The following is a 21,183-nucleotide window of genomic DNA, read 5'->3' on the forward strand; positions in this document are numbered from 1 at the left end:
ATGCGCCGAGAAAGCCGCCCCGCTCATGGCAACAGTTCGAGCGCCTGCAGATAGGCGGGCTGCAGCATCAGTTCGTCCCACGGCTGGGGCAGCGTTTCCGGCAGCAGCGCCACGCGGCGGGATTCGCTGTCGGGGCTGGCATGCCAGCGGCCATCATCACGGGCCTGCTGCAATCCCGCCAGCAGTTCGTCCAGCGCTTCGCCTTGGCGGTCGCCCTCGCCCACGAGGCTCTGGTTGCACAGCAGCACCAGGTCGCAGCCCGCATCGAGTGCCGCCACGGCCGCATCGGTGTAGCTCACCGTCTGGCCATCGATGCGGCGTGCGCCTTCCATGCTCAGGTCGTCGCTGAAGACCGCCCCGTCGAAACGCAGTTGCTGGCGCAGGATGTCCTGCAGCCAGCGCCGCGAAAAACCCGCCGGCCGGCTGTCCACCTTGGGGTAGATCACGTGGGCGGGCATCACGCTGGTAAGCGTGCTCGACAGCCAGGGGTACGGCGCCGCGTCGTCCGCCAGCAGGGCTTTCAGGCTGCGCGGGTCCACGGGAATGTCCGTGTGCGAATCGGCGCGCACAAAGCCATGCCCCGGAAAATGCTTGCCGCAATTGGCCATGCCCGCCTGCAGAAGGCCGTGCATGAGGCTCTTGGCCAGCAGGGCCACCACGCGTGGATCGCGGTGGAAGGCCCGGTCGCCGATCACGCTGCTGCGGGAAACACCAAGCCGCTGCACGCGTTCCGCGCTGCCTCGGGGCGCCTCATCGGACCAGTCGAGGTCCAGTACCGGCGTGAAGCTGAAGTCCACGCCGCACGACCGCAGCTCGCTGCCCAGCACGTAGCCGGCGGCGGTCGCCGCATTGGTGGCGCGCAGCGCGCCGCTGCCCGGCACGGCCTTGGCGCCCCGGCCGTCGCCCTGCATCCACAGCTCGCCGAACGCCCGCATGGGCGGCAGCTGGGTGAAACCATCGCTGCGAAAGCGCTGCACGCGGCCGCCTTCGTGGTCCACGCAGATCAGCAGATCGTCCCGCACGGCCTTGATGGCGCTGGTGAGCGCCAGCAACTGCGCGCGATCCTGCCAGTTGCGCGTGAACAGGATCACGCCGCCGGTGAGCGGGTGGGCCAGGCGGCGGCGGTCCGCCGCGGTGAGTTCGGTGCCGGCAACGTCGAGGATGAGGGGGGCGTGTTCGAAAGTCATGGCCAGGGGTTCACTCACTTTTTAATAGCAATCCAGGCAATACCGCATTGCGGTGGGGCCTTATTTCTTTTCGACCACGCAAAAGCTCGCCGCGTAGTCGGATTCGTCGGTCACGCTCAGGTGGCACTGCAGGCCCTGGGCCTCGAACCATTCCTTGAGCGCGCCGTGCAGCACGATCACCGGCTGCCCGCTGGGCAGCTTGGCCACCTCGCAGTGCCGCCAGGTCATGGGCATGCGCATCCCCATGCCGATGGCCTTGCTGAAAGCCTCCTTGGCCGAGAACCGGGTGGCGAGGTAGCGCACGCCGCGTTCGGGCCAGCGCGCGCCGCGCTCGCGCCAGGTGGACAGCTCACCCTCGGCCAGCACCTTCTCGGCGAAGCGGTCGCCGTGGCGCTCCAGGCTGGCGCGGATGCGGCGGATGTCGCAGATGTCGGTGCCGATGCCGTAGATCATGTTTCAGGGTCCAATCTGCCTCCAAGGCATGAAAATCGCCGGCATATTGCTATTAAATCAGGAGCGATTTGCCGCCATGCCTTCGTCGATGCAGCGCTGGTAGGCCTGCACCGTGGCGGCATAGCCCAATTCCAGCGCATCGGCGATGAGCGCGTGGCCGATGGACACCTCCAGCAATCCGGGCACGCCCTGCACGAAGGCGGCCAGGTTGTCGCGGTTCAGGTCGTGCCCGGCGTTCACGCCCAGGCCGGCATCCAGGGCGGCCTGGGCGGCCGCGCGGTACCGCTCCAGTTCGGCCACCTGGCGCCCGGTGCCCCAGGCGGCGGCATAGGGCTCGGTGTACAGCTCCACGCGGTCGGCGCCCACGGCGCGGGCGGCGGCCATCTGGGCGGGCAGCGGGTCCATGAACAGGCTCACGCGCACGCCCAGTCGGCGGCATTCGGCGATCAGCGGCGCCAGACGCTCGGCATCCTGCGGAAAGCTCCAGCCGTGGTCGCTGGTGAACTGGTCTTCGCTGTCGGGCACGAAGGTGGCCTGCTGCGGCCGCACCTCGCGGATGAAATCCATGAGGTTCTGCGACGGGTTGCCCTCGATGTTGAATTCGCGGTCGGGCCAGTCCTTCATCAGCGCGGCCAGGTCGTGCACGTCGCCCGCGCGGATGTGGCGCTCGTCCGGCCGCGGATGCACCGTGATGCCCTGGGCGCCCGCCTGCAGGCACAGCAGCGAAGCGCGCGTGACGCTGGGAATGCCCAGGTGGCGCGTGTTGCGCACCAGGGCCACCTTGTTGACGTTGACCGACAGGGCGGTGCGGGCGGGAGCGGCGGAGGAAAGAGTCATAGCGATTGCAGGTCCATCATGAGCTGGCGCGTGCGCAGCACCGGGCTGCCGCAATGGTATTGCAGCAGCGTGCGCAACTGGGGTTTGAGTTCGGCCGCCATCGGCGTGCCGGCCTGGGCGATCACGCGCAGCGTGGCGGTGTAGCTCGCACCCTCGCCCGCCTCCAGCGCGCGCTGCAGCGCCAGCCACTGCGCGCCGGCCAGCGTGGCCCGGTCGGTGGCCGTCGCGGCGCGCAGCCCAGCCTCGGGCACCAGCGTGTACCGGGTGGGTGGCTGCAAGGGCGACAGCGTGACCGTTTCGGCCCCCAGGCTGGGCAGCAGTCCGATCTCGCGCAGCAGCAGCAGTTCGAAGCTGCGCAGCACGGGTTCGAGCGCATCGCCGTGCTCGCTGCCGAGCACCCGCACCACGCCGGCATAGGCGTCGAACAGGGGCGCATGGGCATCCTCGCGGGCCATCAGGCGCATCAGCAGTTCGTTGAGGTACAGACCCGACAGCAACGCATCGCCCGTGGGCATGACGTGCCCGCCCACCCACTCCGCGCCCTTGAGCGCATGGATCTCGCCCTGTCCATCGCCCGACAGGGTGTAGTTGACCCGCAGTGGTTGCAGCGGCAGCAGCACGGGGCGAAAGTTGGAGGTGGGCTTCTTGGCGCCCTTGGCGACCAGCGCGACCCGGCCATGGTGCCGGGTGAACACGTCCAGGATCAGGCTGGACTCGCTCCAGTCGTAGCGGTGCAGCACATAGGCGGGTTCGTCGGCAATACGGCGCACAGCCATGGTTTGCTATTCTTTCAATAGCGACCAGTGCTTGATGGACAAGCGCTGGATGAGGGTTTTCTTTGGGTCGGGCACCCGGCACACGGGTGCGCCGAGCCCCGGGGTGGCCCACGGCGCCGAGGCCGCCGAAGCAGCGCAGGGTCGATTCACTCGTAGCCGAACGAGCGCACGCGCGCTTCGTCGTCGGCCCAGCCGGAACGCACCTTGACCCAGATCTCGATGAACACCTTGGCGTCCATGAGCTTTTCCAGCTCCTGCCGCGCTTCGGTGCCAATGCGCTTGAGGCGCTCGCCCTTCTCCCCGATCACCATGGCTTTGTGGCCGTCGCGCTCCACCACGATGGTGGCGGCGATGCGGATCATGCGGCTCTTGGTCTTGCCCTTTTCTTCCTCGAACTTGTCGATGACGACGGTCGAGGTGTAGGGCAACTCGTCCCCCGTGAAGCGGAACAGCTTCTCGCGCACCGTCTCCGAGGCCAGGAACTTCTCGCTGCGGTCGGTCAGCTCGTCCTCGGCATACCACCAGGCCTGCTCGGGCAGGTACTTGGCGCAGATGCCGAACAGGCGCTTGATATCGCCCTTGTTCTTGGCCGACATGGGCACGAACTCGGCGAACGGATGGCGCTCCTGCATGCCCTTGAGCCACGGCGCGATTTCCGCGCGGCGGTGCACCGTATCGAGCTTGTTGGCGATCAGCAGCGTGGGGATGCCGGGCTTGAACAGCGACAGCACTTTGGCATCGGCCAGCGTGAAGCTGCCGGCCTCGACCACGAAAAGAATCAGGTCCACATCGCCGATGGCGCCCATCACCGTCTTGTTGAGCGACTTGTTGAGCGCCGTGCTGTGCTTGGTCTGGAAGCCCGGCGTGTCGACGAACACGAACTGCGTCTGCTCCATCGTGCGGATGCCGGTGATCCGGTGGCGCGTGGTCTGCGCCTTGCGCGAGGTGATGCTGATCTTCTGCCCCACCAGCGCATTGAGCAGCGTGGACTTGCCCACATTGGGCTTGCCCACGATGGCGATCAGACCGCAACGCTGGCCGGTGGCATCCGCCGGGGCGCTGGCCGGCTTGGCGGCTGCCAGCATCGCTTCCAGGTCATCTTGGCCGCCAGCGCTAGATTCATCTGCGCCACCAGCTACATTTTTTGTAGCATCTTCATTCATGGATTCTTCGCTTTCAATAGGACCAGCATGGCCGCTGCCGCGGCCTGCTCGCCTGCCCGGCGTGAGCCGCCGATGCCGCGCTCGGTCAGGCCCAGTTCGGAGATTTCGCACTCCACATCGAAGGTCTGGCGGTGTGCAGCCCCCACCGTACCCACCACCCGGTACTGCGGCAACTTCATTTTGCGACCCTGCAGCCACTCCTGCAACGCGGTTTTGGGGTCCTTGGCGGCCGCCTCCATCTGCGGGTTGATCTCCACCCCCTGGAAGAGCCGGTGCACCAGGGCCTCGGCCTGCAGGTACCCGGCATCGAGGTACACCGCGCCGATGAGCGCCTCCAGCGCGTCGGCCAGGATGGATGGCCGCAGCTTGCCGCCCGATTTGGCCTCGCCCTCGCCCAGGCGCAGCACGTCGGGCAGCTTCAGGCGCAATGCCAGTTCATGGAGGGTCTCCTGCCGGACCAGGTTGGCGCGCACACGGGACAGATCGCCTTCGGGCAGATCGCGCAGGCGCTGGTACAGCAGGCTGGACACCGCCAGGCTGAGGACGGAATCGCCCAGAAATTCCAGGCGCTCGTTATGGTCGGCGGAAAAGCTGCGGTGCGTGATGGCGCGCTGCAGCAGCGAAGGATCGGAGAAAGCATGCTGCAGGCGGTCCTGCAATGCGGAAAGGCTGGGTTGCACCGACTACTTGGTCTGTTCTTGGAATCGATACACGAGATAGGCCGGGCCGGCCAGAGCGATCTCGCGCGAGTAGCTGAAAGACACGACGATCTTCTCGTTGCGCTTGGTCACCTCGAGGTCCTTGCCCTGGACCGAGCTGATGTTGTCGATCGACGCGGCACGGTCGAAGATGGCTCGCACGTCCGGCACCGAACTGCCTTCCCGCGCGGCCTTGTTGGCGGCCTTGCTGATGGCCTGGTACTCCAGGAAGATCGGCACCGACTGCCCGCCGATGGCAAAGGCGGCCACGGCCAGCAAGCCGATGAAAATCAGTCCGATGAACGACAGGCCGCGTTGGCGCGCGCGGCTGGCGGTACGGTGCAGTGCCATGGTGATCTACCCCTCTTTGGTATTGGCGGTGGTGAAACGTGCGAAGCCGGTGCTCAGCGGAACGGGCCGATGCGCTTGAGGTTGCCGAAATTCATCCAGACGAAGAAGGCCTTGCCCACGATGTTGGCGTCCGGCACGAAGCCCCAGTAGCGCGAATCCAGGGAGTTGTCCCGGTTGTCGCCCATCATGAAATACTGGCCCTCGGGCACCTTGCACACCACCCCTTCGACGCTGTAGCGGCAGTTCTGGCGGTTCGCGAAATCGCTGGCGCCCTGGACGAAGGCCGGCACGTCGGGGTTGTTGATCATGCGGTGGCGGTGGTCGCCCAACTGCTCTTCGAACTGCTTGAAGTAGCGCATCGTGTCTTCGTCGAAGAAGTCCGGCACGGCGGAGGTTTCCACAACCTGCCCATTCACCGTGAGGCGCTTGTTCAGGTAGGCCACTTCGTCGCCGGGCACGCCCACCACGCGCTTGATGTAGTCCATGCTGGGCTGGGGCGGGTAGCGGAACACCATTACATCGCCGCGCTGGGGCGCGTTGCCCTGCGTGAGCTTGGTGTTGATGACGGGCAGGCGGATGCCGTAGGTGAACTTGTTCACCAGGATCAGGTCGCCCACCAGCAGCGTGGGAATCATCGAGCCCGAGGGAATCTTGAACGGCTCGAACAGGAACGAGCGCAGCAGGAATACCACGGCGATCACCGGGAACAGTCCGGCGGTCCAGTCCAGCCACCAGGGTTGCATCAGGATGCGGTCCTTGGCCTCCTGCACGTCGCCGTCCACCTTCTGGATGCCCATGCGGTCCAGTTCGGCGCGCCGCTGCGCCGCCGCATCTTCGATCGCCTGGGCCGCCCTGCGGCGGCGTGGCAGGAAGACCAGCCGCTCGGCCAACCAATAGGCGCCCGTCACCACGGTGGCCAGGAACAGCAGCAGGGCGAAGTTGCCTTCGATGGCCCCCATGTACCAGGCCCCGACATAGGCCACGAAGGCGGCGAGGATGACGGAGGTCACGTATTGCATGGCCTGCATCTCAGTCTTCCACCTGCAAAATGGCCAGGAACGCTTCCTGGGGCACTTCCACCGAACCGATCTGCTTCATGCGTTTCTTGCCTGCTTTTTGTTTCTCGAGAAGCTTGCGCTTGCGGCTGATGTCGCCGCCGTAGCATTTTGCCAGCACGTTTTTGCGCAGCGCCTTGATGGTTTCGCGCGCGATGATGTTCGCGCCGATGGCCGCCTGGATGGCCACGTCGTACATCTGGCGGCTGATGATCTCGCGCATCTTGGCCACCACGGCCCGGCCGCGGTACTGCGACTGCGAGCGGTGCACGATGATGGACAGCGCATCGACCTTCTCGCCGTTGAGCAGGATGTCCACCTTCACCACGTCGGACGCGCGGTACTCCTTGAACTCGTAGTCCATCGACGCATAGCCGCGCGACACCGACTTGAGCTTGTCGAAGAAGTCCAGCACGATCTCGCCCAGCGGCATCTCGTAGGTCAGCATGACCTGGCGGCCGTGGTAGGCCATGTTCATCTGCACGCCGCGCTTCTGGTTGGCCAGCGTCATCACCGGGCCGACGTAATCTTGCGGCATGTAGAGGTGCACAGTCACGATGGGCTCGCGCACCTCCTCCAGGCGGCCCTGGTCGGGCATCTTGGAGGGATTCTCGACCATCACCACTTCGCCGTCGGCCTTCACCACCTGGTAGACCACGCTGGGCGCGGTCGTGATCAGGTCCTGGTCGAACTCGCGCTCCAGGCGTTCCTGCACGATTTCCATGTGCAACAGGCCCAGGAAGCCGCAGCGAAAGCCGAAGCCCAGCGCCTGGCTGACTTCGGGCTCGTAGTGCAAGGAGGCGTCGTTGAGCTTGAGCTTTTCCAGCGCGTCGCGCAGCGAGTCGTACTCGCTCGCTTCAGTCGGGTACAGGCCGGCAAACACCTGGGGCTGGATTTCCTTGAACCCCGGCAGCGCTTCGGTCGCCGGACCGGCATTGTTGGGCAGCTTCTTTTCCAGCGTGATGGTGTCGCCCACCTTGGCGGCCTGCAGTTCCTTGATGCCGGCAATGATGTAGCCCACCTGGCCGGCGTCGAGCGAGTTGCGCGATTCGTTCGCGGGCGTGAACACACCCAGGTTGTCGGCGTTGTACACCGCGCCGCTGGCCATCATCTTGAAGCGCTCGCCCTTCAGCAGGCGGCCATCGACCACGCGCACCAGCATCACGACGCCGACGTACGGATCGAACCAACTGTCGATGATCATCGCGCGCAGCGGGCCATCGGCCTGGCCGCGCGGCGCCGGCACCTTGGCCACAATGGCTTCGAGAATCTCGTCGATGCCCATGCCCGTCTTGGCAGAGCAGGGAATCGCATCGGTCGCATCGATGCCGATCACGTCCTCGACTTCGGCCTTCGCGTTGTCGGGATCGGCGTTCGGCAGATCCATCTTGTTCAGCACGGGCACCACTTCCACGCCGAGGTCCAGCGCGGTGTAGCAGTTGGCCACGGTCTGGGCTTCCACGCCCTGCGACGCATCGACGACCAGCAGCGCACCTTCGCAGGCCGAGAGCGAGCGCGAGACTTCATACGAGAAGTCCACGTGGCCCGGCGTGTCGATCAGATTGAGGTTGTAGATCTGGCCGTCTTTGGCCTTGTATTGCAGCGCCGCAGTCTGCGCCTTGATGGTTATCCCACGCTCTTTTTCGATGTCCATCGAGTCGAGCACCTGGGCTTCCATATCACGCTCGGCAAGCCCGCCACAGCGCTGAATCAAGCGATCCGCCAAGGTCGATTTGCCGTGGTCGATGTGCGCAATGATGGAAAAATTTCTGATGTGGTTCATCAAGGGAAAGCGACAAGTGATTGAATTAAAACGGAGCGCACAAGAAAAAAGGGCGCGTCAAATGGTGACGCGCCCTGAACCAACAATCATTTGGCAACTGCGATGGTTGGAACTTCATTGTAGGCAAAAAGGCCGAGAGGGAAAGTCCGCCCGACAAGGTTCAGAGGGCGTTGCCGCCTTGCAACGCGTATTTTATACACAGCTTATTCACAAAACGCTTTCGACTTCCGGAATAACTTGTGGGCACGCTGTGGATCACCTGTGCATGGTTCGAGACCATCCCACATGGTGGCGCAGAATTGAATCGATATGCAATTAAGCCAGGAAAAGCAGTCGCCATTCTATCGAAAACGATCAATGGAAATGCCGCGCAAACGTTGAGGGACCGAACCGGATTTCTGCGCAAAGGCCCCAAACCCCACTTTGGGATGGGGCTTTGTGCAGCCACCGGTCAACGTGCCGGACGGATCAAGGCGTATTGGGCCCATTCGCCGCGGCGGAACAGCACGTTGATGGGCTTGCTCTTGTCCGCCTTGGCCAGGGCCGCCTCGAAGTCCTTCAGGTTGGCCACTTCAATATTGGCGATGGAAAGAATCACGTCGCCTTCGCGCAGGCCGGCACGCGCGGCCGAATCTGTGGCCGCGTTGACACGCAGCCCACCCTTGAGCTTCAGCTCCTTTTTCTGGGCGTCGGTCAGCTCGGCAACCGCCAGGCCCAGTTGCTGGGCGGCTGGAGACGGCTTGGGTTTTGCGCTTTCACGCTCGCTGCCTTTGCTCGCCACCGGCTTGTCGTCCGGCTCGATCTCGGCCACGGTGATGGAGAGATCCTTGCTGGCACCGCGGCGAAACACCGTCACCGTGCTCTTGTTGCCCGGCTTGGTATTGCCCACCAGGCGCGGCAGATCGGCGGTTTTTTCGATGGTCTTGCCGTCGAACTTCGTGATGATGTCACCCGCCTCCACGCCCGCCTTGTCGGCAGGAGACCCCGCCTCCACCCCACTCACGAGCGCCCCCTGGGGCTTGCCCAGACCGATCGACTCGGCCACATCCTTGGTGACCTGGCCGATCTGCACGCCGATGCGCCCGCGCGTCACGCGACCCGTGGCGCGCAACTGGTCGCTGACCCGAATGGCCTCATCCATCGGAATGGCGAAGGAGATCCCCATGAAGCCGCCCGAGCGAGAGTAGATCTGGCTGTTGATGCCAACGACCTCGCCACGCATGTTGATCAGCGGTCCGCCGGAGTTGCCCGGGTTGATCGCGACGTCCGTCTGGATGAAGGGCAGGTAATCGCCCGTGTCGCGCTGCTTGGCGCTGACGATGCCCGCAGTCACAGAGTTTTCAAGTCCGAAGGGCGAGCCGATCGCCATGACCCATTCACCGACCCGCAGCCGGTTGAGATCGCCCACCTTGACGGCCGGCAATCCGGTGGCATCGATCTTGACCACAGCCACGTCCGTGCGCTTATCGGCGCCCACGATCTTGGCTTTGAACTCGCGCTTGTCGGTCAGGGTGACGATGACCTCGTCCGCGCCCTCCACCACGTGCGCGTTGGTCATCACATAGCCGTCTTGCGTGAGGATGAAGCCAGAGCCCACGCCGCGTGGCTGCTCTTCCTCGGGCTGTGCCCGGGGGCGCTGCTGGCGCTGCGCATTGGGCGGCACGGGCACGCCGAAGCGGCGGAAGAACTCGAGCATCTCCTCGTCCATGGCGTTCGGGCCGGCACGCTCCGCGGCCTTTTCCAGCATGCGGATGTTGACCACCGACGGCCCGACCTGATCCACCAGGTCCGTGAAATCCGGCAAACCCCGGACCGTGGGCGGCGGCGTTTGCGCCAACACACTGACGGGCACAGCCGCGGAGGCAGCGGTCAATGCCATCGCGACGGCCACCGCGCACGATTGCAGATTTTTCCAGTTCGTCGTCATCGGCATCATCGTTCTTTCAAAATTCAGAGGAGACATCGGGAGCAGCAAAAGAACTTCGTATTGCAAGCTTCACATTTGGTTCCCGCAACACCACCGTCAGCAGTTCATGCATCCGCCCCCGTGGGGCGGCTTGGGCAGCGGAGTCACCACTCAACGGGCGTATTCCAGTTGCTCGGCCACCAGCCGCAAGGTTTCCTGCGGCACCTCGCCCACCGCCGTGAGCCACATGTTGCCTGAAACGCGTTGCGCCAGGGTCTGGGTAGCCCCCATGCTGCCCGCGCTCGGGCCGGCAGCATGGCGGGAGGCGTCGTAACGCTCCAGGAAGAGCGAGACCGTCGCCAGTCCATCCGAGAGCAGGCAATGCAAGGGAAGGCCCGACTGCGCAGCAGACGCATCCTCTTGCTTGTAGCAATCCCCAGGGGTGAACCCACCCACCGGCGCACGCAGGCGCCAACCTTCGGCTTGTGCCGTGGTCTTGCGCATGGCAACCGTGACCACACGGAAATCGCGCACGTCATCCATCATGCCGACGAGGCGCGCAAATGGCACCGTGTTATCCAGCTCCAGCTGAGAAAACGCCGCCTGCTCCAGCACACGTCCCCGCAGGTCGAGGGTCTGCAGCTTCAATATCAAGCCCGAGGCTTCGGCCACCCACATGCGGTAACCGAATCGCAGCCCATCCTTGGGTCGCAGCCAGGCTACTTCGCTTTCGTGGCCCGCAACGCGTTCACGTCCCAATGTCAGCACCGTGTAGTGCGCATCCAGTCCGCGATCAGCCGTTTCAGGCAACCGCGGGAACAAGCTGGGCATGTCGCGGCGATCCTCGCGCACCATGCGTGCCTGGGGCAAGAAGGTACGGACGAGCCCCTCTCGACGATAGACCACGCGGGGAGACCCGTTCAATGCCTCGATGCGCTCGATCTGATCGTTTCCGTCAGCCGCATGCCAGATGCGAGAGCTGACCATGGCGCCCGATGCGGACAACACCACGAAAGTACCGCTGTAACTGTGCTCGCGGGAGGCGCGATGGATACGCTCCAGCCATCCGGAAATGGAGCGTGTGTCGCCAGGCACCGCGGCATTGGATGCAGCAACGACAGGCGACGACCCGGCCAGCGCATAGCCCGAAGCGGCCATGAGCAGCATCCACGCCAGAGCGTGGCGCATCGAAGCCATCTTGCTCAGGTAGCCCGCCAAGGAAGCACGAACACCTCTGACTCGAGGCTGGTGAGCGGCGTACAAGGGGCCTTCTTGGCCTGTCTTCACGATCTCAGCGCGCCGGAGCCTCGAAGGTGGCATTGCGCAGGAAACCTGCCGGCATTTGCAGCGCCGACGTATTGCCAAACTGTTTGTGCGCAGCCAGCAACTCGTCCAGCCGCGGATCGCGGATCATGACCTGCGGTGCACCGCCCCCTTCCGTTGCGTCTGCCACCGCCACGGCTGCAGGAGCGGCGGTCACGGGCACAGCGGAAGCCATCTGCGCACTTTCGGCGCCGGACTGAATACCTGTCATGGCCGTCCATCCAATCGCCCCAACGGCGGCGAGCGAAGCAAAACCCGCAGCCATTTTCCAGCGAAACACGGAGGCATTGGCTGCCACGGCAGGCGTCACGACCTCCGCGACAGCTCCTTGAACGACGGCACTGGCCACCAACGGAGGGCGCTGAATGCCTTCCGCTTCGATCTGGCTGCGAAGCCGATCCACCAGTGAGGAATTCACCGGACGCGCCAACTCGGAAGAGCGAAGCACGTCGCCGATCAGGTGATACATCTGCCACGTTTCGGAGCCGTCCGCATGGCTGCTGGCGTAGTCCACCGCTTGACCAAACTCCTGGCCTCGCAACTGTCCATCCGCGAGGGCAGACAAATGTTCACGCATTTTCAGATCGTCATTCATGGTCGTTCCCCAGCCATCACGTTTTGCTTCACTGCTCTGCCATTCACACCGCGTTACCAGCGCTTGCCCGACTGCTTCTCCAACAAAGGGCGGACACGGGCCGATATGGCTTCCCGCGCTCGAAAGATACGGGAACGTACGGTGCCGATGGGGCAATCCATGGCAGCCGCAATCTCCTCATAGGTCAACCCTTCGATCTCACGCAATGTCACCGCCTGGCGCAAGTCTTCAGGCAGCGCATCCATTGCAGCATTCACCGCCACCGCGATTTCCTGAGCGGCAAGCACCGTCTCGGGCGTTTCGTCGGTGGTTAGTTCATGACCCAGTCGGGAAGTTTCATCGTCGTCATCACTTCCTCGCAAGGCATTTTCCGAGATGACGGGATTGCGCTTCATGTCGACCAGCGCCTTCTTGGCGGTGTTGACCGCGATCCGATAGAGCCAGGTATAGAACTGCGCCTCTCCCCGGAATTGGTGCAGTGCACGATAAGCCCGGATGAAAGTTTCTTGGGCAATGTCCTGCACGAGATCCGAGTCGCGGACCATGCGGCCAATGAGCCGTTCGATGCGCCGCTGGTACTTGATCACCAGCAGTTCATATGCCTTCTGATCACCCGCAACCGTGCGCTCCACAAGCTGAAGGTCACTGTCGGCAGAAGGCGGGGGCATGGAAGCAGTCATGAAAAAGGGCTCACGCGTCGCCGCGCCGGACAGAGAACATGCCGTCGGCACGGGGCTCTGGCTTGGGGCGCGAATATACCGCACGGCGTAGCGCTGCCCAGGCCTCCCGTGGCCCCACACGCTCGAGGCACAGCCAGCGAGTTCGGCCATCAACGCCATGCAGTTGCAGCAAGAGAAAGGACTGGAAATCCGCATGGACGACCAATTCACCTGCAACCGGTACTCCTGCACCTTGATTCAACGACCAATGCAAGCCATCCCAGTACAGGACACCTTCAGGTAGACGGAACCAAAAGCGCCATGCCAGCCCGGCAGACGTGATCCAAAGGACGAAAAACACAGCGCTTCGAAACAGGCCCCTCCCAGCAGAATGCGTGATCCACACCGCAAAGGCACCAAGACCTGCAAACAGCACACCCGCAATGAACCAGCCCAACCGGCGGCTCCTCGCCACCTCATAGCGGGTCGCTGGGGCATGAAAGGACTTGGCCGAGCGGGTCATCAACACGCCCATGCCATCACAGGTGACCAACTGGCGCCGCGCAGCGGTCTGACCACCCCGTCAAACGCGCTTGAAAACCAGCGTGCCGTTGGTGCCGCCAAAACCAAAATTGTTCTTCACCGCGATGTTCATCTTCATATCGCGGGCGACATTGGCGCAGTAGTCCAGGTCGCATTCCGGGTCTTGCTCGAAGAGGTTGATGGTCGGGGGCGCCTTCTGGTCACGCAACGCCATCACGGTGAACACGCTTTCGATCCCACCTGCACCGCCCAGCAAATGGCCGGTCATCGACTTCGTCGAGCTGATCACCGTCTTTTTGGCATGCTCGCCCAAAGCGGCCTTGATCGCATGGGTTTCGTTCAAATCGCCCAATGGCGTGGAAGTGCCGTGGGCATTGAGGTAATCCACATCCTCGGCGTTGACGCCGGCATTGCGCAGCGCGGCCTGCATGGCACGGCGAGGGCCGTCCATGTTGGGCGCCGTCATGTGCCCTGCATCGGCGCTCATGCCATAGCCGGACAGTTCCGCGTAGATCTTGGCGCCGCGGGCTTTGGCATGCTCGTACTCTTCCAGCACCAGCACCCCGGCCCCCTCGCCCAATACGAAGCCATCGCGGCCTTTGTCCCATGGGCGGGAGGCAGTCTTTGGATCATCGTTGCGAGTGGACAAGGCGCGCATGGCCGCAAAACCACCCACACCCAGGGGCGAAACCGTGGCTTCCGTGCCGCCGGCGACCACCACATCGGCGTCGCCATACTCGATCTTGCGCGCCGCCTCGCCGATGCAATGCAGGCCCGTTGTACACGCCGTCACCACGGAAAGGTTCGGGCCCTTGAAGCCAAAGCGCATCGATACATGCCCTGCCACCATATTGATGATGGATGCGGGAACGAAAAAAGGCGTGATCCGGCGGGGACCCCGGCTTTCCAGTTCTGCATGGGTGTTTTCGATCAGCGGCAAACCACCGATCCCGGATCCGATGATGCAACCGATGCGCGTCGCCAGTTCTTCGTCCAGCGCCTCGCCGGTTGGAAGGCCGGCATCCCGCACCGCCTCATCCGCCGCAGCGATGCCGTAATGGATGAAGGTATCCATCGTGCGTGCATCCTTGGCGCTCATGTAGGCGCCAAGATCGAATCCCTTGACCTCGCCCGCGATCTTGCAGGCAAAGTTCGAAGCGTCGAACTTGGTGATGAGGTCAATGCCGGATTGACCGGCCAGGATGTTGGCCCAGGCATCTGCCACCGTGTTTCCGACGGGGGTGATGCAACCCAGGCCGGTCACGACGACGCGACGACGGCTCATGCGCTAAGACTTTCTACGGATCTGTCTGAACTGAAGGCGCTCAGGCCTTCTGATGGGTATTGGCGTAGTCGATGGCGTTTTGCACCGTGGTGATCTTCTCTGCGTCTTCGTCAGGAATCTCGATGCCGAACTCGTCTTCCAGCGCCATCACCAGCTCCACCGTGTCCAGCGAGTCAGCGCCGAGGTCGGCCACGAAAGCCTTTTCGTTGGTGACTTGCGATTCTTCAACGCCGAGTTGTTCGGCAATGATCTTTTTGACACGTGCTTCGATATCGCTCATGGTTTCCCTTTGAGGGTTGTGAATGAATCCGCGATTCTAGCTGCTTCGGGATCAGTCCCCTACCAGCCCGCCGTCGCGATGAATCGGCGCTAACTTTGCTCAATTACATGTACATGCCGCCATTGACATGCAACTCCTGGCCCGTGACATAACCTGCCTCTGCCGATGCCAGATAGGCGACCGCATGGGCAATGTCTTCCGGGCGGCCCATGTGGCCCACTGGAATCTGCGATTGCAGCGATTGCTGCTGCTCGGCCGGGAGTTGCGCGGTCATGTCGGTCGCGATGAAACCAGGAGCCACGCAGTTCACCGTGATGCCCCGACTGGCCAGTTCACGGGCAAGGGCACGCGCCATGCCTGCCACGCCCGCCTTCGCCGCCACATAGTTGGCTTGGCCTGGATTGCCTGCCGAACCCACCACGCTGGTGATGTTGATGATGCGGCCGAAGCGCTGTTTCATCATGGGTCGAATGACGGCGCGGCTCACCTGGAACACGGCCTTCAGATTGGTGTCGATGACCGCATCCCAATCGTCGTCCTTCATGCGCATGGACAACGTGTCGCGGGTGATGCCAGCATTGTTCACCAGCACATGCAAACCGCCGTGCTGCTTCACGATGGTGTCGATCAACGCATCGACAGCCGCCACATCCGTGACGTTCAGATTCACACCCTGACCGCCGCCGGACGATAAGGCCTGAGAGATACGCTGAGCGCCCTCATCCGTCGTCGCGGTACCGATCACCAAATAACCACGGGCCGCCAACACGGTCGCGATGGCAGCGCCGATACCGCGCGATGCGCCAGTGACCAGCGCTACCTGGGGCTTTTCATTCAACGAAGGGGTATCGCTCATGCCAACAATGCTCGTGTTTCGGCCAGCGAGGCCGGGTCATAAATAGAAGCAGCAACCAGTTCGGGGTCGATGCGCTTCGCCAAGCCCGCCAGCACCTTGCCAGGGCCGCACTCCACCAGATGCGTCACGCCGCGGGCTTTGAGCGCCTGCACGCACTCCACCCAGCGCACCGGACCGAAGGCCTGACGGTACAGCGCATCACGGATGCCATCCGCCTCCTCCCGGACCGCGACATCCACATTGTTGACGACTGGAATCTGCGGGGCCGCCAAGGACAGGGCCGACAGGGCCTCCCGCAATTTCTCGGCCGCCGGCTTCATCAGGCTGGAGTGAAAAGGAGCGGATACCGGCAAGGGCAACGCACGCTTGGCGCCAGATGCCTTCAACAGTTCGCACGCCTTGTCGACGCCGGCTTTCGTGCCCGCAATCACGGTCTGGATGGGGTCATTGAAATTCACGGCCTCCACCACTTCGCCGCCATCCGCACCGAAGGATGCCGCCGCCGCAGCGCAACCTTCGATCACTTTGTGCGCATCCATGCCCAGAATGGCAGCCATCGCACCCACGCCGACGGGAACCGCTTCCTGCATGGCGGCAGCACGCAGACGCACGAGCGGCGCGGCCTGCGCCAGCGTCAGCACCCCTGCAGCCACCAACGCCGAATATTCGCCGAGCGAGTGGCCGGCCACCGCAGCCGGGACGTCGCCGCCCTCCGAGATCCACGCACGCCACGCGGCCACGCCAGCGACGAGCATGACCGGCTGGGTGTTGGTCGTCAGCGAAAGCGCTTCTTTCGGGCCCTCATGAATCAAGCGTGCGATGTCTTCGCCCAGGGCGTCGGAAGCCTCCTGGAGGGTTTGCGCCACCACAGGGTGGTCACCCCATGCATCCAGCATGCCGACCGACTGGGAGCCCTGGCCAGGAAAAACAAATGCAAAAGATTTTTTGGTCGTCATAAACGAATGGTCAAAACCGCCTTCACCGCTTAATTTTTCAGCGTTTCAAGCTACAGCTTCAGGAGCACCGCACCCCATGTAAAACCGCCTCCCACGCCCTCCAGAAGCAACGTCTGTCCGGGCTTGGCCTGGCCGGTGCGAACCGCATGATCGAGTGCCAGGGGAATCGACGCCGCCGAAGTGTTGCCATGTTGGTCTACGGTGACGACCACCTTGTCCATCGACAGGCCCAGCTTCTTCGCCGTACTTTGCATGATGCGGATGTTGGCCTGGTGAGGGATCAGCCAGTCCACGTCCGCATCGGTCAGGCCGGCCTTCTCCAGGGCAGCACGGGCTGCTTTTTCCAGCACACCCACAGCCAGCTTGAAAACGGCCTGGCCATCCATCTTGAGCAATGGGTCACCCAGAATCTGCCCGCCATAGACGTTGCCCGGCACACACAGAATGCCCACATGCCGGCCATCGGCATGCAGATCGCTCGACAGGATGCCAGGAGTTTCCGACGCTTCCAGTACCACGGCGCCTGCGCCGTCACCAAACAGCACGCAGGTGGTGCGGTCATCAAAATCGAGGATGCGACTGAACACCTCCGCACCCACGACGAGGGCGCGGCGGGCGCTGCCGGACTGGATCATGGCATCTGCCACGGTCAGCGCATACACGAAACCACTGCAGACGGCCTGCACATCGAAAGCCGGGCATCCATTGGCCCCCAGCTTGTTTTGCAAAATGCAGGCGGTCGAAGGGAAAACCATGTCCGGCGTGGACGTGGCGACGATGATCAGATCGATGTCCTGCGGCTGAACCCCTGCCGCCTCCAGCGCATTGCGAGAAGCCTCCAGCCCCAGATCGCTGCTGCAGACATCGCGCTCCGCGAAGTGGCGGGCCCGGATGCCGGTGCGCTCGACGATCCACTCGTCCGATGTTTCCACACCGCGCTGAGCCAACTCAGCCACGAGGTCGGCATTGGTCAGACGACGAGGAGGAAGGCTGCTGCCAGTGCCTGTGATGCGGGAGTAGCGTCTCATCAATATGGGGACCCGACGGCGGTATTGACAGGCTGGGCATCCGATGGCGCCAGCAAGGGCGCAGCATGCGCCACCCGCGTCCGGACGCGGTCGAGCAGGTTGTTGCGGGCTGCATCATACGCCCGGTTCAAAGCCTGCTCGAAAGCCATGGCGTCCGCCGATCCATGACTCTTGAACACCAATCCGCGCAGCCCGAGCAATGCCGCTCCGTTGTAGCGACGGTGATCCATTCGCTTCATAAGTGCAGATAGCACCGGATAGGCCACAACTGCCGCCAGTTTGGTAAAGATATTGCGCTTGAACTCCTGCTTGAGTCCGCCGACGATCATGGAGGCCACACCTTCGCTGGCCTTGAGCGCCACATTCCCCACAAAACCGTCACAAACCACGATATCGACCGTGCCCTTGAAAATGTCGTTGCCTTCTACATTGCCAAAAAAGCGAAGATCACCAGAATTACCCACCGTACGCAACAGTTCACCTGCTTTTTTGATCACTTCACTGCCCTTGATGGCTTCCTCGCCAATGTTCAGCAGGCCGACGGTGGGCTCCGAGCCCTCTTGAAGCGCAGACACCAGCGCCGACCCCATCACTGCAAATTGCAGCAGATGCTCGGCACTGCAATCCACGTTGGCGCCCAAGTCCAGCACGGTCGTGGCACCACCCTTGGCATTGGGTATCTGGGTCGCAATCGCGGGGCGGTCGATTCCGTCCAGGGTTTTGAGGAGATAGCGAGCGATGGCCATCAAAGCGCCCGTGTTGCCCGCAGAAATGGCGGCTTGCGCGGCCCCATCCTTGACCTGCTGAATTGCAACGCGCATGGAAGAATCCTTTTTACGGCGCAAGGCAATCTCCACCGGATCATCCATGGTGACGACTTCGCTGGCAGGCGTGACAGCGGCCCGATCGTGCTTGAAGTCCTTGAGGCTTTCAGGTTGGCCGACAAGGAGCAAACGGGCTTCGGGATGGTTTTCTAGGAACTGGCGGCACGCCGCTAGCGTGACGCGGGGGCCGTGATCGCCCCCCATGCAGTCAACAGCCAGTGTGATCATGGGCGACTTGTCCGACCGCAGAAAACGACCGGAAATGAAAATACAGCGAACAAAACAAAGGCCCGCGCTACCAATTTCGTAGCAGCGGGCCTTGGCGCGCGAGTTAAATCAGGCTTCAGACTTGTTCTTCAGCACTTGGCGGCCACGGTAGAAACCGTTGGGGCTGATGTGGTGGCGCAGATGGGCTTCGCCGGTGGTGGGCTCGACAGCCGTGCCAGGCACGTTGAGAGCATTGTGCGAACGGTGCATGCCGCGCTTGGAAGGGGATTTTTTGTTTTGCTGAACAGCCATGGTGGCTCCTGAGTCTTGAAGGGTTGGTAAAAACGCGATCAGCCCATAAAGACACGAGGGGATTCGCGCGAAGCCCTCGATTATAGCCCAAACGGTTTTCAGTCTTCCGCTTTGTCTTTTCGCAAGGCTGCCAGTGCCGCGAAAGGGTTGGGCTTTTGCGCGCTGGCCTCTTCGAAATCCTCGTCGCTGGATTCCATCGGCACCGGGGCCGGGCATTCGTCGTGCCGCGGTACAAGGGGCAATGCCATGAGCAACTCGTCTTCGATCAACTCCCGCAGATTGAACTCGCGGCTCAAAGCCAGCAGATCTTCATCGCTCTCGTCGTCCAGCGCTTCCGCCGTGGCTTCATCCGCCACGAAGCGGAACTCACGCTGCACCTGAAGCGGCACATCCACCGACCCGAGGCAGCGCTGGCACGTCATGGGAAGCGCTGCGTTCACCGTGAGCCGCAGCCAGATCTGTCCGCCGATGCCATGCGTGCTGCGCACTTCGCCGTCGACCTGCCAATCCACCATGAGATCGGGGTGCAGGCCTTTGGCTTCCTGGGCCAAGCGTTCGTACTTCAAAAGGGAGTCATGGCCGGACAGGTGACCGCCCCCCTGCGCGAAGGCTTTGACATCGAGGCGATGAGGGGAGAATTCCTTGGTCATGGCGGCAGTGTAAGAGAATCAGCGCATGCCTCAATCCCCTTCCCTGCCCCGCCGTCTGGTGCTGGGCTCGACCTCCCGTTATCGGGCCGAACTGCTCTCCCGCCTGCGCCTGCCTTTCGATGTCGCAGCGCCCGATGTCGACGAAACGCCCCACGCCGGCGAGGCGCCCAGCACCCTCGCCTTGCGGTTGGCCATGGCCAAGGCCCGCGCCGTCTCTGCAGCCCACCCTGACGCCGTGGTGATAGGCTCCGATCAAGTAGCGGATCTCTTGGGACAACCGCTGGGCAAGCCCGGCACGCACGAGAAAGCGGTTGCCCAACTGCAACAGATGCGTGGCCACAGCGTCGTGTTCCAGACCGCGGTGGCGGTTGTCTGCGCCGCCGCGGGGTTTGAAAAGGTGGAGTTGGCACCGGTGGAAGTTCGCTTCCGCGACCTGTCCGATGCGGAGATCGAGCGCTACCTGCGCGCCGAGCAACCGTACGACTGCGCCGGCAGTGCCAAAAGCGAAGGATTGGGCATCAGCCTGCTCGACAGCATCCAAAGCGATGACCCGACAGCGCTGATCGGCCTGCCGCTGATCCGAACCTGCCGCATGTTGCGCGCCGCTGGAATGGAACTGCCATGACAGCCGCATCGACCGGCACGCTCTACCTGGTGCCCGCGCCGCTCGACTTCGGCTGCGACACCCAAACCCCCCTGGACCAATCCCTGCCTGCCGCGACATTGCAGGCGGCGTCGCAAATCACCCACTGGATCTGCGAGAACGCCAAGAGCACCCGCGCCTACCTCAAGCGCGTCGATGCGCTGTTCCCCCTGAAGCTGCCGCTGCAGTCGCAGCAGATCGACGAGTTGCCGCGCGAAGTGCACAAGAAAGGCGACCATGGTGCAGACGGCCATGTGACCTTTGATGCCCGCACGTTGCTGGCGCCCGCTTTGGCAGGCAACGACATGGGCCTGGTGAGCGAGGCGGGCATGCCTGCGGTGGCGGACCCTGGCAGCTCGGTGGTGCGTGCCGCACACGATTGCGGGCTGAGGGTGGTGCCACTGGTGGGCCCCGTGTCGCTCTTGTTGGCGCTGGCGTCGAGCGGTCTCAATGGACAGGGTTTTTCTTTTGCAGGCTATCTGCCGCAGGATTCGGCCCAGCGCACCCAGCGCATCCGCGAACTGGAAGCCCTGGCGCTCAAGCAAGGGCAAACGCAACTGTTCATCGAGACCCCGTACCGCAACACCGCGCTGTGGCAGGCCCTGGTGCAAACCTTGCAGCCCAATACCCGGCTGGCGATTGCCAGCGGGCTCACACTGCCGCAGGCGCGCACGGCAAGCCGGCTCGTGCGCCAATGGCGACAGCAAATTGAAGTGCCCGATAACCGGATACCGGCCGTCTTTGCCATCGGGCGTTAGGCCCGATCAACAGATCTCAGGGATTCCAACCGCTGATCCGGACCACCGGGCACCG

General features: G+C 63.2%; 24 protein-coding genes. 2 read left to right on the forward strand and 22 right to left on the reverse strand.

Going from position 1 to position 21,183, the window contains the following annotated elements; genetic code table 11:
• Positions 1-23 precede the first annotated feature (23 nt).
• The 22 genes from nagZ to AVKW3434_RS18930 all read right to left on the reverse strand — a co-directional run bounded on the left by nagZ (position 24) and on the right by AVKW3434_RS18930 (position 19,727).
• A complete protein-coding gene (gene nagZ, locus AVKW3434_RS18825; RefSeq protein ID WP_284407043.1) occupies positions 24-1,187 on the reverse strand; it encodes a beta-N-acetylhexosaminidase in 1,164 nt (387 codons plus the stop codon).
• 60 nt (positions 1,188-1,247) lie between these two features.
• Entirely contained in the window at positions 1,248-1,640 is a 393-nt protein-coding gene (gene acpS, locus AVKW3434_RS18830) for a holo-ACP synthase (protein ID WP_284407044.1), read from the reverse strand.
• A 57-nt stretch (positions 1,641-1,697) separates the two neighbouring features.
• Positions 1,698-2,477, reverse strand: coding sequence for a pyridoxine 5'-phosphate synthase (locus AVKW3434_RS18835; RefSeq protein ID WP_284407045.1), 780 nt, complete (start codon positions 2,475-2,477; stop codon positions 1,698-1,700).
• The gene (recO, locus tag AVKW3434_RS18840) at positions 2,474-3,253 is read right to left on the reverse strand and encodes a DNA repair protein RecO (RefSeq protein ID WP_272567883.1); all 780 of its coding nucleotides are present in this window, start codon (positions 3,251-3,253) and stop codon (positions 2,474-2,476) included. Before recO ends, AVKW3434_RS18835 begins: the two co-directional genes overlap by 4 nt.
• A 146-nt stretch (positions 3,254-3,399) precedes the next feature.
• Positions 3,400-4,416: a GTPase Era gene (gene era / locus AVKW3434_RS18845; RefSeq protein WP_284407046.1), complete on the reverse strand. Its 1,017-nt coding sequence runs from the start codon at positions 4,414-4,416 to the stop codon at positions 3,400-3,402.
• Positions 4,413-5,096: a ribonuclease III gene (gene rnc, locus AVKW3434_RS18850; RefSeq protein WP_284407047.1), complete on the reverse strand. Its 684-nt coding sequence runs from the start codon at positions 5,094-5,096 to the stop codon at positions 4,413-4,415. Before rnc ends, era begins: the two co-directional genes overlap by 4 nt.
• Before the next feature lie 3 nt (positions 5,097-5,099).
• Entirely contained in the window at positions 5,100-5,465 is a 366-nt protein-coding gene (locus tag AVKW3434_RS18855) for a DUF4845 domain-containing protein (RefSeq protein WP_284395952.1), read from the reverse strand.
• 53 nt (positions 5,466-5,518) lie between these two features.
• Entirely contained in the window at positions 5,519-6,493 is a 975-nt protein-coding gene (gene lepB, locus AVKW3434_RS18860) for a signal peptidase I (protein ID WP_284395954.1), read from the reverse strand.
• A gap of 1 nt (position 6,494) precedes the next feature.
• On the reverse strand, positions 6,495-8,303 hold the full coding sequence (gene lepA, locus AVKW3434_RS18865; protein ID WP_272567874.1) for a translation elongation factor 4: 1,809 nt from the start codon (positions 8,301-8,303) through the stop codon (positions 6,495-6,497).
• Positions 8,304-8,754: 451 nt separating this feature from the next.
• A complete protein-coding gene (locus AVKW3434_RS18870; protein WP_502869126.1) occupies positions 8,755-10,239 on the reverse strand; it encodes a DegQ family serine endoprotease in 1,485 nt (494 codons plus the stop codon).
• 141 nt (positions 10,240-10,380) lie between these two features.
• Positions 10,381-11,397: a MucB/RseB C-terminal domain-containing protein gene (locus tag AVKW3434_RS18875; protein WP_284407048.1), complete on the reverse strand. Its 1,017-nt coding sequence runs from the start codon at positions 11,395-11,397 to the stop codon at positions 10,381-10,383.
• 103 nt (positions 11,398-11,500) lie between these two features.
• Positions 11,501-12,127 (reverse strand): sigma-E factor negative regulatory protein, encoded by a 627-nt coding sequence (locus tag AVKW3434_RS18880; RefSeq protein ID WP_284407049.1) that lies wholly within the window; start codon positions 12,125-12,127, stop codon positions 11,501-11,503.
• 53 nt (positions 12,128-12,180) lie between these two features.
• On the reverse strand, positions 12,181-12,807 hold the full coding sequence (gene rpoE / locus AVKW3434_RS18885) for an RNA polymerase sigma factor RpoE (RefSeq protein ID WP_272567871.1): 627 nt from the start codon (positions 12,805-12,807) through the stop codon (positions 12,181-12,183).
• Positions 12,808-12,817: 10 nt separating this feature from the next.
• Positions 12,818-13,309, reverse strand: a complete 492-nt coding sequence (locus tag AVKW3434_RS18890) for a hypothetical protein (RefSeq protein WP_284407050.1) — start codon at positions 13,307-13,309, stop codon at positions 12,818-12,820.
• Between the two features lie 60 nt (positions 13,310-13,369).
• Positions 13,370-14,614, reverse strand: a complete 1,245-nt coding sequence (fabF, locus tag AVKW3434_RS18895) for a beta-ketoacyl-ACP synthase II (RefSeq protein ID WP_272567867.1) — start codon at positions 14,612-14,614, stop codon at positions 13,370-13,372.
• Positions 14,615-14,654: 40 nt separating this feature from the next.
• Positions 14,655-14,894, reverse strand: a complete 240-nt coding sequence (acpP, locus tag AVKW3434_RS18900) for an acyl carrier protein (RefSeq protein ID WP_003058049.1) — start codon at positions 14,892-14,894, stop codon at positions 14,655-14,657.
• Positions 14,895-14,997: 103 nt separating this feature from the next.
• Positions 14,998-15,750, reverse strand: a complete 753-nt coding sequence (fabG, locus tag AVKW3434_RS18905) for a 3-oxoacyl-ACP reductase FabG (protein ID WP_284407051.1) — start codon at positions 15,748-15,750, stop codon at positions 14,998-15,000.
• On the reverse strand, positions 15,747-16,706 hold the full coding sequence (gene fabD / locus AVKW3434_RS18910; protein ID WP_284407052.1) for an ACP S-malonyltransferase: 960 nt from the start codon (positions 16,704-16,706) through the stop codon (positions 15,747-15,749). The genes fabG and fabD overlap by 4 nt, the downstream gene beginning before the upstream one ends.
• Positions 16,707-16,756: 50 nt before the next feature.
• Positions 16,757-17,734 carry a beta-ketoacyl-ACP synthase III gene (locus AVKW3434_RS18915; protein WP_272567863.1) on the reverse strand — a complete coding sequence of 326 codons (978 nt, stop codon included), beginning with the start codon at positions 17,732-17,734 and terminating at the stop codon, positions 16,757-16,759.
• The gene (gene plsX, locus AVKW3434_RS18920; RefSeq protein ID WP_272567862.1) at positions 17,734-18,786 is read right to left on the reverse strand and encodes a phosphate acyltransferase PlsX; all 1,053 of its coding nucleotides are present in this window, start codon (positions 18,784-18,786) and stop codon (positions 17,734-17,736) included. Before plsX ends, AVKW3434_RS18915 begins: the two co-directional genes overlap by 1 nt.
• 108 nt (positions 18,787-18,894) lie before the next feature.
• A complete protein-coding gene (rpmF, locus tag AVKW3434_RS18925) occupies positions 18,895-19,077 on the reverse strand; it encodes a 50S ribosomal protein L32 (RefSeq protein ID WP_092744121.1) in 183 nt (60 codons plus the stop codon).
• Positions 19,078-19,175: 98 nt separating this feature from the next.
• Positions 19,176-19,727, reverse strand: a complete 552-nt coding sequence (locus AVKW3434_RS18930; protein ID WP_284407053.1) for a YceD family protein — start codon at positions 19,725-19,727, stop codon at positions 19,176-19,178.
• A gap of 25 nt (positions 19,728-19,752) precedes the next feature.
• Between AVKW3434_RS18930 and AVKW3434_RS18935 the strand changes: the two genes are divergently transcribed.
• Together AVKW3434_RS18935 and AVKW3434_RS18940 are read left to right on the forward strand one after the other, a co-directional pair.
• Positions 19,753-20,352, forward strand: a complete 600-nt coding sequence (locus tag AVKW3434_RS18935; RefSeq protein ID WP_272567857.1) for a Maf family nucleotide pyrophosphatase — start codon at positions 19,753-19,755, stop codon at positions 20,350-20,352.
• Positions 20,349-21,128, forward strand: coding sequence for an SAM-dependent methyltransferase (locus AVKW3434_RS18940; RefSeq protein ID WP_284407054.1), 780 nt, complete (start codon positions 20,349-20,351; stop codon positions 21,126-21,128). The genes AVKW3434_RS18935 and AVKW3434_RS18940 overlap by 4 nt, the downstream gene beginning before the upstream one ends.
• Positions 21,129-21,183 lie beyond the last annotated feature (55 nt).

It is taken from the genome of Acidovorax sp. SUPP3434, assembly GCF_030159015.1.
Lineage (GTDB): Bacteria > Pseudomonadota > Gammaproteobacteria > Burkholderiales > Burkholderiaceae_C > Paracidovorax.